1 protein-coding gene (only partly in view) is annotated in these 15,468 nt (G+C 69.6%); it reads right to left on the reverse strand.

Annotation, left to right across the window (positions count from 1 at the left end; translation table 11 throughout):
* Positions 1-15,468, reverse strand: the end of a protein-coding gene (locus OHA25_RS57000) for an SDR family NAD(P)-dependent oxidoreductase (protein ID WP_327585119.1). Its footprint extends 17,370 nt past the window's final position; the window shows 15,468 of its 32,838 coding nt (coding positions 17,371-32,838); its start codon lies beyond the right edge, outside the window; its stop codon occupies positions 1-3.

The following is a 15,468-nucleotide window of genomic DNA, read 5'->3' on the forward strand; positions in this document are numbered from 1 at the left end:
TTAGGAGTTCCCGCCGTCGAGGGCGAGCTGAATCAGGAGATCGGCGTCCATGCTGTCGATGGCCTGGGCGCTGCCGTTCGTCTCCGGCTCCTCGGTGCCGGCCAGGCGGAACAGGCTGTCCAGCAGCCCGGCCTCGCGCAGCCGGGAGATCGGGATGGTCGTCAGGAGCTGCCGTACGTCGGTGTCGCTGCGCGGCACGCCGCTGCCGGTCGCCTCGCTGGGGAAGAGCTGCTCCAGCACCAGGCCGGTGAGGGCATGGGGGGTCGGGTAGTCGAAGACCATCGTGGCCGGCAGGCGCAGGCCGGTGACCACGGTGAGCCGGTTCCGCAGCTCGACCGCGGTGAGCGAGTCGAAGCCGAGCTCCTGGAACTGGCGCTGGGGGTCGATGGCCGATCCGTCGGGGAAACCGAGCACGGTGGCGGCCTGCTCGCGTACGAGGTCGGACAGCACCGGCCCGCGTTCGGCCGGCTCCAGCCCGGCCAGCCGGCTGGCGAGCCCGACTGCCGTCCCGGCCCGCCGGAGCGGGGTCCTAGCGTTGCTCCGGGTGAACCGCGCGGGAACCAGGACCGCACGGTCACTCTGGAGCGCGGTGTCGAACAGGGCCAGGCCGTCCTCGTTCGACAGCGGCACCACACCCGAGCGGGCCAGCCGCCGCAGGGCGGTCTCGTCCAGCTCGGCCATCCCACCGTCCTCCCACAGGCCCCAGGCCAGCGAGATCGCCGTACGTCCCTGCGCCCTGCGCTGCTGGGCCAGGGCGTCCAGGTACGCGTTGGCGGCCGCGTAGTTGGCCTGACCTGGACTGCCCAGCACGCCGGCCAGCGAGGAGAACAACACGAAAGCGGTCAGGTCCAGGTCCTGTGTGAGCTCGTGCAGGTGCCGCGCGGCCTCGGCCTTGGGCCGCAGCACGCTGTCGAGGCGGTCCGGAGTGAGGGCGGTGATGACGCCGTCGTCCAGCACGCCGGCCGTGTGCACCACTCCAGCGAGCGGGCGGTCCTTCGGTATGCCCGCGATCACATCGGCGAGCGCGTCGCGATCACCCACATCGCACGCGGCGACGTTCACCTGGGCGCCGAGCTCCGACAGCTCGGCCACCAGTTCGGCGGCGCCGGGCGCCGTGATGCCGCGCCGGCTGACCAGCACCAGGTGCCGCACCTGGTAGGCGGTGACCAGATGCCTGGCCACCAGCCCGCCCAGCCCGCCGGTGCCACCGGTGACCAGCACCGTGGCCTGCTCACCGAACTCCGGCTTCGGTCCCTCGTCCAGGCCGGTGGCCCTCACGAGGCGCGGCGTCCACACTTCGCCGTCTCTGATCGCCAGCTGCTCTTCACCGCTGGCCAGTGCCCGCTCGACCGCCTTCGCCGAGGAGTCGTCCCCGTCGAGGTCCAGCAATGTGAGCCGGCCGGGCTGCTCGGCCTGCGCGGCACGTACCAGGCCCCACACTGCGGCCTGGTCCGGGTCTGGAGCCTGGCCGGGGCCGGTCGCCACCGCACCACGGGTGACCACGACCAGCCTTGACGCCGCGTATCGGTCGTCGGCCAGCCACTCCTGCACCAGTTTCAGCACGTGGTGGGTGGCCTGGTTCGTGCCTGGCTCAATGATCGCCAGGACCTGCTCGGGAACCGGTCCCGCCTCGGCCAGGTGGTCCAGGCCGGGATGGGTCTCGGCGCCGAGCGCGTCGTCGCGCTCGGAGATGACCGCCCAACGTGGGGCCTGGGCCACGGGTTCGCCGGGAACGGCGGTCCACTCGAGTTGGCGGATCTGGCCTTGCCCGGTGGCCGGCCCCGTGGTGGAGAGGGGGCGGAGGGTGAGAGTGTCGATCTGGGCCACGGGCGCGCCGACCTCATCGGCGACGGCCAGCGTGACACCGCCCGCCGCCTGGCTGACTTTGATCCGCAAGCTGGTGGCCGCACTGGCGTGCAGCCTCACCCCAGACCAGGCGAAAGGCAGATACGGCCGGCCAGGCTCCGGGGCCGGCAACAGATCACCCAGAGCACTCGCATGCAGACACGCATCCAGCAACGCCGGATGCAACCCGAACCGGCCCGCCTCGGCATGCGCCTCATCCGGCAACACGACCTCGGCGAACACCTCACCCGGCCGGCCCCACGCCGCCACCAGCCCCTGGAACACCGGTCCGTAGTCCAGCCCGATCCCGGCCATCTCCTCATACAGGCCCTCGACCGCGATCGGCCGGGCGGTGGGCGGGGGCCATGCCGCCAGGTCGAATACCGGCGCGGGCACCTCGGGGGTGAGCAGGCCCTGAGCATGCTGCACCCACTCCTCGCCCTGCGGAGTACGCGAGTACAGGCTGATCGGCCGCGCACCACCGTGGTCGGGGCCGCCGGCCACCAACTGCACCTGCAGACCACCCTCATCCGGCACCACCAACGGCGCCTGAAGCGTCAGCTCCCCCACACCCGGACAACCGATCTCCTGCCCCGCCCGCAGCGCCAACTCCACCAACGCCGCACCCGGAACGACCACCCGCCCGTTCACCACGTGATCAGCCAGCCACGGCTGCGCCGACAACGACAGGTGGCCGCTGAAGACCACGGACTCGCTGCCGGCCAGTTCGGTCACCGCGCCGAGCAGCGGGTGATCGACACCCGCTAGCCCGGCACTAGCCATGTCCCCGGCTCCGGTACGCGACGAGATCCAGTAACGCTGATGCTGGAACGCATACGTCGGCAACTCCACCCGTCGGGGCAAGGCCGGAGCGAAGAACGCCTCCCAATCCACCGCCCCGCCATGGGAGTGCAACAGCGCTAGCGCCTCCACCACCGTGCGGACCTCTTCTCGGTCCTTACGTACGACCGGGACGAACACCGCGTCGTCAAGGCTTTGCTGTGCCAGTCCGGTCAGGACGCCGTCCGGGCCAACCTCGAGGAACACCGACGCGCCCGTGGCGGCGATGCCGTCGGCGAACCGCACTGCCTGCCGTACGTGATCCGCCCAGTAGGACGGATCGCTCAACTGCCCCGGCTCGGCGAGTTGCCCGGTCACGTTGGAGACGATCGGAATGACCGGGTCCCTGAACGTCAGACCGGAAATGGCCTCGGCGAACTCGGCCAGCATCGGCTCCATCAACGGCGAATGGAACGCATGCGACACCCGAAGACGGCTGGTGCGTACCTTTCGCTCGGCCAGCACACTCGCGATCTCCTCGACCGCCTCTTCCGCACCCGAGACCACCACCGCGGACGGCCCGTTCACCGCCGCGATCCCAGTCGTGCCCTGCAGAAGCGGCAACACCTCGGACTCCGGGGCGGCGACCGCCAGCATCGCCCCACCCGATGGGAGCGCCTGCATCAACCGCGCCCTGGCCGCGATCAACGTGCACGCATCGGCCAGCGAGAACACCCCGGCCACATGCGCCGCCGCGATCTCCCCGACCGAATGCCCCACCAACACATCGGGGGCGACGCCCAGTGAGGACAAGAGCCGATACAGCGCCACCTCGAACGCGAACAACGCCGGCTGCGTCATCCCCGTCTCATCCAGCACCCCATCCGAATCGGCGAACATCACCTCACGCAACGGATAGGGCAGCAACGGATCCAGCACCGCGCAGATCTCTGACAGGGCCTCCGCGAACACCGGGAACGCCTCTGCCAGGTCGCGGCCCATGCCCACCCGCTGACTGCCCTGACCGGTGAACAACAACGCCAGCTTGCCACCCGATCCACTCCCCGTGACCAAGCCCGGTGATACGGAGCCGTCGGCCAACGCCCGCAGCCCGGCCAGCAGTTCGTCACGATCCCCGCCGACCACGGCAGCGCGATGCTCCAGCACCGTCCGGCCCGTCGCCAGCGACCAGCCCACATCAGCCAGCTCCACCTGGTCCGTCACCCACGACACCAGCCGAGCGGCCTGCGCCCGCAACGCCTCCGGACTCTTCGCCGAAACCGCCCACGGCACCATCGGCAACCCCGCCGCGACCACCCCGGGCTCCACCACCGGACCCTGTTCGAGGATCACATGCGCATTCGTGCCACTGATCCCGAACGACGACACCGCAGCCCGCCGTGCACGACCGTTCTCCTGCCACGACACCGGCTCGGTCAGCAACTTCACCGCACCCGCCGACCAGTCCACGTGCGGCGACGGCTCATCCGCATGCAGCGTCTGCGGCAACACACCATGCCGCAACGCCATCACCATCTTGATCACACCGGCCACACCCGCAGCCGCCTGCGTATGACCGAGGTTCGACTTCACCGACCCCAGCCACAACGGCCGATCCTCCGCCCGGTCTCGACCGTAGGTGGCCAGTAGGGCCTGGGCTTCGATCGGGTCACCCAGCGTGGTCCCGGTGCCGTGCGCCTCCACCGCGTCGACGTCCATGGTGGACAACCCGGCGTTCGCCAGCGCCTGCAGGATCACCCGCTGCTGGGAAGGACCGTTCGGCGCGGTCAGGCCGTTGCTGGCGCCGTCCTGATTGACGGCACTGCCGCGCAGCACCGCGAGAATCTCATGCCCATTGCGCCGGGCATCTGACAACCGCTCGACCAGCAGCATCCCGACGCCCTCGCCCCAGCCGGTGCCGTCGGCCGAAGCCGAGAACGCCTTGCACCGGCCATCAGGTGACAACCCGCGCTGCCGCGAGAACTCCACGAACGTGCCCGGAGTGGCCATCACCGTCACACCACCCGCGAGGGCGAGATCGCACTCGCCCGACCGCAACGCCTGCGCCGCCCAGTGCAGCGCCACCAGCGACGACGAGCAGGCCGTGTCCACGGTGACGGCGGGACCTTCGAGCCCCAACGTGTATGACAGCCGACCGGACGCGACGCTTCCGGCATTGCCGGTCCCGATCAGCCCTTCCAGCTCACCCGGCACAGCCGAGAGCCGGGTCCCGTAGTCGTGGTACATGACGCCGGCGAATACACCCGTACGGCTGCCGCGCAGCGTGGTGTGGCTGATCCCGGCCCGTTCGATCGCCTCCCACGAGGTTTCCAGTAGGAGCCGCTGTTGCGGGTCCATCGCGGTGGCCTCGCGCGGCGAGATCCCGAAGAACCCAGGATCGAAGTCACCCGCGTCATACAGGAACCCGCCATGCCGGGCATACGACGTCCCCCGATTATCGGGATCCGCGTCGTACAACTTCTCCAGATCCCAACCACGATCGGACGGGAACTCACCCACCGCGTCCCGGGCCTGCGCCACCAGCTCCCACAGATCCTCCGGCGACGCCACACCCCCCGGGAACCGGCACGCCATCCCCACGATCGCGATCGGCTCATCCACCACCGACGCGGCAGCCACCACAGCCTGCGAAACCTGCCCACCGGCCAGCTCAGCGGCAACATAGTCCGCCACCGCCTCAGCGGTCGGGCAATCGAAGACCAGCGTCGCCGGCAACCGCAGGCCCGTGGCCGTACTGAGCTGGTTGCGGAACTCCACCGCGGCCAGGGAATCGAAGCCCAGCTCCTGGAAGGTGCGATCTGGCTGCACCGAATCCACCGAGGGGTACGCCAGTACGCCGGCGACTTCCCGCCGTACCAGATCCAGCAGAATCGGACGCCGCTGAGCCGCCTCAAGTCCGGCGAGCCGCTTCGTGAGCCCGTTGGCCGTGCCAGCACGACGCACCGCACCGCGCCCGGTAGCGCGGGCCCGAACGAATCGCGCGGGAACCAACAACGCCCGGCCGGACGATACCGCGGTATCGAACAACGCCAGCCCATCCTCAACCGACAACGGCCGCACCCCGGCCCGCTCCATACGGCGCAGATCAGAATCACCGAGCTCACCCGCCATACCACCGGAAGCCCACAGCCCCCACGCCAGCGACGTGCCCGGCAACCCGCGCACCACGCGGTACTGGGCCAGCGCATCCAGATAGGCATTGGCCGCCGCATAGTTGCCCTGACCCGCACTGCCCAGCACCCCGGCCACCGAGGAGAACAACACGAACGCCGACAGATCCAGATGCTGCGTGAGCTCATGCAAATGCCACGCCGCATCCGCCTTGGGCCGCAGAACCGCGTCCAACCGCTCACCAGTCAGGGAGGTGACGAGAGCGTCGTCCAAAACACCCGCCGTATGCACCACACCCGCCAGCGGATGCTCCTCCGCGACCGAGCCGATCAGCGCAGCCAACGCGTCACGATCACCCACATCACAGGCGGCCACACTCACCCCGGCACCCAACTCGGCCAACTCGGCCACCAACCCGGCAGCACCAGGCGCCTCCAGGCCACGCCGGCTGACCAGCAGCAGATGACGGACACCATGCACGGTCACCAGATGCCGGGCCACCAACGCACCCAGCCCACCCGTCCCACCCGTGACCAGCACCGTCCCACCCGGACCGAACACCGGCCCGCGGCCCTCAACGGGCTGGCCCCCGACCACCGCGGCAGGGCTGAGCTGCGGCGTCCGCAATTGACCGGCCCGCACCGCCACCTGAGGCTCGCCCGTGGCCAGTGCCTGACCGACCACGTCGGCAAGAACACCGGCAGCATCCAGATCCAGCAGCACGAACCGGCCCGGCTGCTCAGCCTGCGCCGCCCGCACCAGACCCCACACCGCCGCCTGCGCCAGATCCGGAGTCTCACCCGGCTCAACCGCCACCGCACCACGCGTGACCACGACCAGCCGCGCCGCCGCCAACCGCTCATCGGCCAGCCACTCCTGGATCAACCCGAGCACCGCATGTGCGGCGGCGTGTGGTTCATGACCGTCGGCCGGGCAGGTGACGAGGATTGCCTCAGGCAGATTCTCGACGTCGAGTGAGGCCAGTGCTTCCGTCCCGGTATCCAGCATGACCCAGCGGGACGCGTCCGGCGTGGACGTAGCGGAGACGACGGCCCAGTCGAGCTGATGCAGCGAACCCTGGATACCGCTGGCCGTCAACTGAGCCGACAGAGGCCGCACGGTAAGCGCGTCGACCTGGGCCACAGGCGCACCGGTCTCATCGGCGATGGTCAAGGCAATGCCGGCGGCGCCAGCAGCGTTGCCGATACCGGCGCTGCTGGCCGTGATCTTAACGCGGAGGCTGGTGGCCGCACTGGCGTGCAGCCTCACCCCAGACCAGGCGAAGGGCAGATACGGCCGGCCAGGCTCGGGCGCCGGCAACAGATCACCCAGAGCACTCGCATGCAGACACGCATCCAGCAACGCCGGATGCAACCCGAACCGGCCCGCCTCGGCATGCGCCTCATCCGGCAACACCACCTCGGCGAACACCTCACCCGGCCAACCCCACGCCCCCACCAGGCCCTGGAAGATGGGGCCGTAGTCCAGCCCGATCGCGGCCATCTCCTCATACAGGCCCTCGACCGCGATCGGCCGGGCACCCTGCGGCGGCCACACCACCAGCTCGGACACCGGCGCCTCAGAGCCGAGCAGGATTTGAGCCTGCCCGGCCTCCTCAGCGGTGAGCAGGCCCTCGGCGTGCTGTACCCACTCCTCGCTCTCAGCGACGCGCGAGTGCAGGCTGATCGGCCGCGCGCCGCTGTGGTCGGGGGCGCCGGCCATCAACTGCACCTGCAGACCACCCTCATCCGGCACCACCAACGGCGCCTGAAGCGTCAGCTCCCCCACACCCGGGCAACCGATCTCCTGCCCCGCCCGCAGCGCCAACTCCACCAACGCCGCACCCGGAACAACCACCCGCCCGTTCACCACGTGATCAGCCAGCCACGGCTGCGCCGACAACGACAGGTGGCCGCTGAAGACCACGGACTCGCTGCCGGCCAGTTCGGTCACCGCGCCGAGCAGCGGGTGATCGACACCCGCTAGCCCGGCACTAGCCATGTCCCCGGCTCCGGTACGCGACGAGATCCAGTAACGCTGATGCTGGAACGCATACGTCGGCAACTCCACCCGCCGCGGCAACGCCGGAGCGAAGAACGCCTCCCAATCCACCACCCCACCACGGGAGTGCAACAGCCCCAGCGCCTCCACCACCGTGCGAACCTCATCACGGCCCTTACGAACAGCAGGAACGAACACACCGCTGTCGAGACTCTGCTGCGCCAGCCCCGTCAGGACACCATCCGGTCCGACCTCAAGGAACACCGCCGCACCCGTGGCGGCGATGCCATCGGCGAACCGCACCGCCTCCCGCACGTGATCCACCCAGTAACCGGCGTTACTCAACAGGCCCGGCTCAGCCACACGACCGCTCACGTTGGACACGATCGCCATGTCCGGCTCGTGGAAGGTCAGACCCGCGATCGCCTCAGCGAACTCGGCCAGCATCGGCTCCATCAACGGCGAATGGAACGCATGCGACACCCGGAGGCGGCGCGTCCGCACCCCCCGCTCAGCCAGCAGGGCGGCGATCTCCTCCACCACGTCCTGCTCACCGGAGACCACCACCGCGGCCGGCCCGTTGACCGCCGCGATCCCGGCCCGGCCCTCACGACCCTCCAGCAGCGGCACCACCTCGCCCTCCGGCGCGGCGACCGCCAGCATCGCCCCACCCGACGGCAACCCCTGCATCAACCGAGCCCGCGCCGCGACCAACGCACACGCATCCGCTAGCGAGAACACCCCCGCCACATGCGCCGCGGCGATCTCCCCGACCGAATGCCCCACCAGCACATCGGGGGCGACGCCCAGTGAGGACAAGAGCCGATACAGCGCCACCTCAAACGCGAACAACGCCGGCTGCGTCATCCCCGTCTCATCCAGCACCCCATCCGCATCCGCGAACATCACCTCACGCAACGGATAGGGCAGCAACGGATCCAGCACCGCGCAGATCTCTGACAGGACCTCAGCGAACACCGGGAACGCCTCTGCCAGGTCGCGGCCCATGCCCACCCGCTGACTGCCCTGACCCGTGAACAACAACGCCAGCCTGCCGCCCGAACCGCTCCCCGTGACCACACCGGGTGCGTCCGACCCGTCGGCCAACGCCCGCAGACCCGCCAGCAGTTCGTCACGATCCCCGCCGACCACGGCAGCGCGATGCTCCAGCACCGTCCGGCCCGTCGCCAGCGACCAGCCCACATCAGCCAGCTCCACCTGGTCCGTCACCCACGACACCAGCCGGCCGGCCTGCGCCCGCAACGCCTCCGGACTCTTCGCCGAAACCACCCACGGCACCACCGGCAGCTCCGAGCCACCAACCACAGCCTCGACCACGACCGGAGACGCCTCCAGCACGACATGCGCATTCGTGCCACTGATCCCGAACGACGACACCGCAGCCCGCCGCGGCCGATCCAGCTCACCCCACGAACGAGCCTCGGTCAGCAACTCGACCGCGCCAGCCGACCAGTCCACATGCGGCGACGGCTCATCCACATGCAGCGTCCTGGGCAACAGCCCGTTGCGCATGGCCATCACCATCTTGATCACACCAGCCACACCCGCAGCCGCCTGCGTATGACCAAAGTTCGACTTCACCGTGCCCAGCCACAACGGCCGATCCACCGCCCGGCCCTGACCATAGGTCGCCAGGATGGCCTGAGCCTCGATCGGATCACCCAAAGTCGTCCCAGTCCCGTGCGCCTCCACCACGTCCACATCAGCCGCCGACAGGCCCGCGTTGGCCAGCGCCTGCAGGATCACCCGCTGCTGCGACGGCCCGTTCGGCGCCGTCAGACCGTTACTGGCCCCGTCCTGATTGATCGCGCTGCCCCGCAGCACGGCCAGCACCTGATGACCGTTGCGGCGCGCGTCCGACAACCGCTCCACCAGCAACATGCCGACGCCCTCACCCCAGCCCGTGCCATCGGCCGAAGCCGAGAACGCCTTGCACCGGCCGTCCGGCGCCATCCCACGCTGCCGCGAGAACTCGATGAACATCCCCGGCGTCGACATCACCGTCACACCGCCGGCGAGCGCGAGATCGCATTCGCCCGACCGCAGTGCCTGCGCCGCCCAATGCAGCGCCACCAACGAGGAGGAACACGCCGTGTCGACCGTGACCGCCGGGCCCTCCAAGCCCAGGCTGTAGGACACCCGGCCAGACACCAGGCTCCCGCCGCTGGTGGAAGCCGGCGTCCCCAACCCGTAGTCGTGATACATCACCCCGGCGAACACACCCGTACGGCTGCCCCGCAGCGCGGTGACCTTGATCCCGGCCCGCTCGATCGCCTCCCACGAAGCCTCCAGCAACAACCGCTGCTGCGGATCCATCCCGGCCGCCTCACGCGGCGAGATCCCGAAGAACCCAGGATCGAAGTCCGCCGCGTCATACAAGAACCCGCCGACACGTGTGTACGTCTTGCCCGCCACCCCCGGCTCCGGCGCATACACCCCCTCGACATCCCAACCACGATCGGCCGGGAACTCCCCCACCGCATCCGTCCCGGCCACCACCAGATCCCACAGATCCTCCGGCGAGGTCACCCCACCCGGATACCGGCACGCCATCCCCACGATCGCGATCGGCTCATCCACCACCGAGGTGGCAGTCACAACCGCCCGTTCGGCATGCCCGCCCGCCAGCTCACCCGCCAGATAGCCGGCCACCGCCTCAGCAGTCGGATAATCGAAAACGAGGGTGGCGGGCAACCGCAGCCCCGTAACCGCGTTCAGCAGGTTCCGGAACTCCACCGCCGAGAGGGAGTCGAACCCGAGGTCCTGGAACTGGCGTTGCGGATCGACCGCTGATCCGTCGGCGAACCCGAGAACCACCGCCACCTGGCCGCGGACCAGGTCCGACAGCAGCGACTGGCGTTCGTCCATGTCGAGCCCGGCGAGCCGCTTCGTGAGCCCGTTGGCCGTGCCGGCACGACGCACCGCACCGCGCCCGGTAGCGCGGGCCCGAACGAATCGCGCGGGAACCAACAACGCCCGGCCGGACGATACCGCGGTATCGAACAACGCCAGCCCATCCTCAACCGACAACGGCCGCACCCCGGCCCGCTCCATACGGCGCAGATCAGAATCACCGAGCTCACCCGCCATACCACCGGAAGCCCACAGCCCCCACGCCAGCGACGTGCCCGGCAACCCGCGCACCACGCGGTACTGGGCCAGCGCATCCAGATAGGCATTGGCCGCCGCATAGTTGCCCTGACCCGCACTGCCCAGCACCCCGGCCACCGAGGAGAACAACACGAACGCCGACAGATCCAGATGCTGCGTGAGCTCATGCAAATGCCACGCCGCATCCGCCTTGGGCCGCAGAACCGCGTCCAACCGCTCACCAGTCAGGGAGGTGACGAGAGCGTCGTCCAAAACACCCGCCGTATGCACCACACCCGCCAGCGGATGCTCCTCCGCGACCGAGCCGATCAGCGCAGCCAACGCGTCACGATCACCCACATCACAGGCGGCCACACTCACCCCGGCACCCAACTCGGCCAACTCGGCCACCAACCCGGCAGCACCAGGCGCCTCCAGGCCACGCCGGCTGACCAGCAGCAGATGACGGACACCATGCACGGTCACCAGATGCCGGGCCACCAACGCACCCAGCCCACCCGTCCCACCCGTGACCAGCACCGTCCCACCCGGACCGAACACCGGCCCGCGGCCCTCAACGGGCTGGCCCCCGACCACCGCGGCAGGGCTGAGCTGCGGCGTCCGCAATTGACCGGCCCGCACCGCCACCTGAGGCTCGCCCGTGGCCAGTGCCTGACCGACCACGTCGGCAAGAACACCGGCAGCATCCAGATCCAGCAGCACGAACCGGCCCGGCTGCTCAGCCTGCGCCGCCCGCACCAGACCCCACACCGCCGCCTGCGCCAGATCCGGAGTCTCACCCGGCTCAACCGCCACCGCACCACGCGTGACCACGACCAGCCGCGCCGCCGCCAACCGCTCATCGGCCAGCCACTCCTGGATCAACCCGAGCACCGCATGTGCGGCGGCGTGTGGTTCATGACCGTCGGCCGGGCAGGTGACGAGGATTGCCTCAGGCAGATTCTCGACGTCGAGTGAGGCCAGTGCTTCCGTCCCGGTATCCAGCATGACCCAGCGGGACGCGTCCGGCGTGGACGTAGCGGAGACGACGGCCCAGTCGAGCTGATGCAGCGAACCCTGGATACCGCTGGCCGTCAACTGAGCCGACAGAGGCCGCACGGTAAGCGCGTCGACCTGGGCCACAGGCGCACCGGTCTCATCGGCGATGGTCAAGGCAATGCCGGCGGCGCCAGCAGCGTTGCCGATACCGGCGCTGCTGGCCGTGATCTTAACGCGGAGGCTGGTGGCCGCACTGGCGTGCAGCCTCACCCCAGACCAGGCGAAGGGCAGATACGGCCGGCCAGGCTCGGGCGCCGGCAACAGATCACCCAGAGCACTCGCATGCAGACACGCATCCAGCAACGCCGGATGCAACCCGAACCGGCCCGCCTCGGCATGCGCCTCATCCGGCAACACCACCTCGGCGAACACCTCACCCGGCCAACCCCACGCCCCCACCAGCCCCTGGAACACCGGTCCGTAGTCCAGCCCGATCGCGGCCATCTCCTCATACAGGCCCTCGACGGCGATCTGCCGGGCCCCGGGCGGCGGCCAGACGGTCAGGTCGAACACCGGCGCGGGCACCTCGGGGGTGAGCAGGCCCTGAGCGTGCTGTACCCACTCCTCGCTCTGCGGGGTGCGCGAGTGCAGGCTGATCGGCCGCGCGCCGCTGTGGTCGGGGGCGCCGGCCATCAACTGCACCTGCAGGCCACCCTCATCCGGAACCACCAACGGCGCCTGAAGCGTCAGCTCCCCCACACCCGGACAACCGATCTCCTGCCCCGCCCGCAGCGCCAACTCCACCAACGCCGCACCCGGAACAACCACCCGCCCGTTCACCACGTGATCGACCAGCCACGGCTGCGCCGACGCCGACAACCGCCCGGTGAAGGAGACATGGGCACCATCCGGTGCCGGAACGACGGCACGCAGCAACGGATGGTCGAGGGCCTCCAGCCCAGCCGCCGCCACATCCCCGTCATCAACCCGCGCGGACATCCAGTAACGCTGGTGCTGGAACGCATACGTCGGCAACTCCACCCGCCGCGGAGACGCCGGAGCGAAGAACGCCTCCCAATCCACCGCCCCGCCATGGGAGTGCAACAGCGCTAGCGCCTCCACCACCGTGCGGACCTCTTCACGGCCCTTACGAACAGCAGGAACGAACACACCGCTGTCGAGGCTCTGCTGCGCCAGCCCGGTCAGGACGCCATCCGGTCCGACCTCAAGGAACACCGCCGCACCGGTGGCCGCGATGCCATCGGCGAACCGCACTGCCTGCCGGACGTGCTCCACCCAGTAACCGGCGTTACTCAACAGGCCCGGCTCAGCCACACGACCGCTCACGTTGGACACGATCGCCATGTCCGGCTCGTGGAAGGTCAGACCCGCGATCGCCTCAGCGAACTCGGCCAGCATCGGCTCCATCAACGGCGAATGAAACGCATGCGACACCCGGAGGCGGCGGGTGCGCACCTTCCGCTCGGCCAGCAGGGCGGCGATCTCCTCCACCACGTCCTGCTCACCGGAGACCACCACCGCGGCCGGCCCGTTGACCGCCGCGATCCCGGCCCGGCCCTCACGACCCTCCAGCAGCGGCACCACCTCAGCCTCCGGCGCGGCGACCGCCAGCATCGCCCCACCCGACGGCAACCCCTGCATCAACCGAGCCCGCGCCGCGACCAACGCACACGCATCCGCTAGCGAGAACACCCCCGCCACATGCGCCGCGGCGATCTCCCCGATCGAATGCCCCACCAGCACATCGGCGCGCACCCCGAAAGAGGCCAACAGCCGATACAGGGCGACCTCGAACGCGAACAACGCCGGCTGCGTCATCCCCGTCTCATCCAGCACCCCATCCGAATCGGCGAACATCACCTCACGCAACGGACGCGGCAGCAGGGGGTCCAGGGCTTGGCAGATCTCCGCCAGAGCCTCGCCGAACACCGGGAACGCGGCCGCCAGATCCCGGCCCATACCCACCCGCTGACTGCCCTGACCCGTAAACAACAACGCCAGCCTGCCGCCCGAACCACTCCCCATGACCACACCCGGCGCCACCGACCCATCGGCCAACACCCGCAGACCCGCCAGCAGTTCGTCACGATCCCCGCCGACCACCACCGCGCGATGCTCCAGCACCGTCCGGCCGGACGCCAGCGACCAGCCCACATCAGCCAGCTCCACCTGGTCCGTCACCCACGACACCAGCCGGCCGGCCTGCGCCCGCAACGCCTCCGGACTCTTCGCCGAGACCACCCACGGCACCACCGGCAGCTCCGAGCCACCAACCACAGCCTCGACCACGACCGGAGACGCCTCCAGCACGACATGCGCATTCGTGCCACTGATCCCGAACGACGACACCGCAGCCCGCAGCGCACGACCGTTCTCCTGCCACGACACCGGCTCCGTCAGCAGCTTCACCGCACCCGTCGACCAGTCCACATGCGGCGACGGCTCATCCGCATGCAGGGTCTTGGGCAGCAGTCCGTTGCGCATGGCCATGACCATCTTGATCACGCCGGCCACACCGGCCGCGGCCTGCGTGTGGCCGATGTTCGACTTCACCGACCCCAGCCACAACGGCCGATCCCCAGCCCGATCCCGGCCGTAGGTGGCCAGCAGCGCCTGAGCCTCGATCGGATCACCCAAAGTCGTCCCAGTCCCGTGCGCCTCCACCACGTCCACATCAGCCGCCGACAACCCCGCGTTCGCCAGCGCCTGCAGGATCACCCGCTGCTGCGACGGCCCGTTCGGCGCGGTCAGACCGTTGCTCGCACCGTCCTGGTTGACCGCCGACCCACGCACCACCGCCAGCACCTGGTGACCGTTACGGCGCGCGTCCGACAACCGCTCGACCAGCAACATGCCAACGCCCTCACCCCAGCCGGTGCCATCGGCCGAAGCCGAGAACGCCTTGCACCGGCCATCCGGCGACAACCCCCGCTGCCGCGAGAACTCCACGAACGTGCCCGGAGTGGCCATCACCGTCACACCACCGGCGAGGGCGAGATCACACTCACCCGACCGCAACGCCTGCACGGCGAGGTGGAGCGAAACCAGGGACGACGAGCAGGCCGTGTCGACGGTGACCGCCGGGCCCTCCAAACCCAGGCTGTAGGACACCCGTCCCGAGGCGATGCTCCCGGAGCTACCAGTCCCGATCAGTCCTTCCAGCTCACCTGGCACGGAAGACAACTGAGGGGCGTAGTCGTGGTACATGACGCCGGCGAACACACCGGTACGGCTGCCCCGCAACCCGAGAGGACTGATCCCGGCCCGCTCGATCGCCTCCCACGAGGACTCCAGGAGCAACCGCTGCTGCGGATCCATCGCCAGCGCCTCACGCGGCGAAATCCCGAAGAACCCAGGATCGAAGTCACCCGCGTCATACAGGAACCCGCCATGCCGGGCATACGACGTCCCCCGATTATCGGGATCCGCGTCGTACAACTTCTCCAGATCCCAACCACGATCGGACGGGAACTCACCCACCGCGTCCCGGGCCTGCGCCACCAGCTCCCACAGATCCTCCGGCGACGCCACACCCCCCGGGAACCGGCACGCCATCCCCACGATCGCGATCGGCTCGTC

This window comes from Nonomuraea sp. NBC_00507 (assembly GCF_036013525.1).
Classification (GTDB): domain Bacteria; phylum Actinomycetota; class Actinomycetes; order Streptosporangiales; family Streptosporangiaceae; genus Nonomuraea.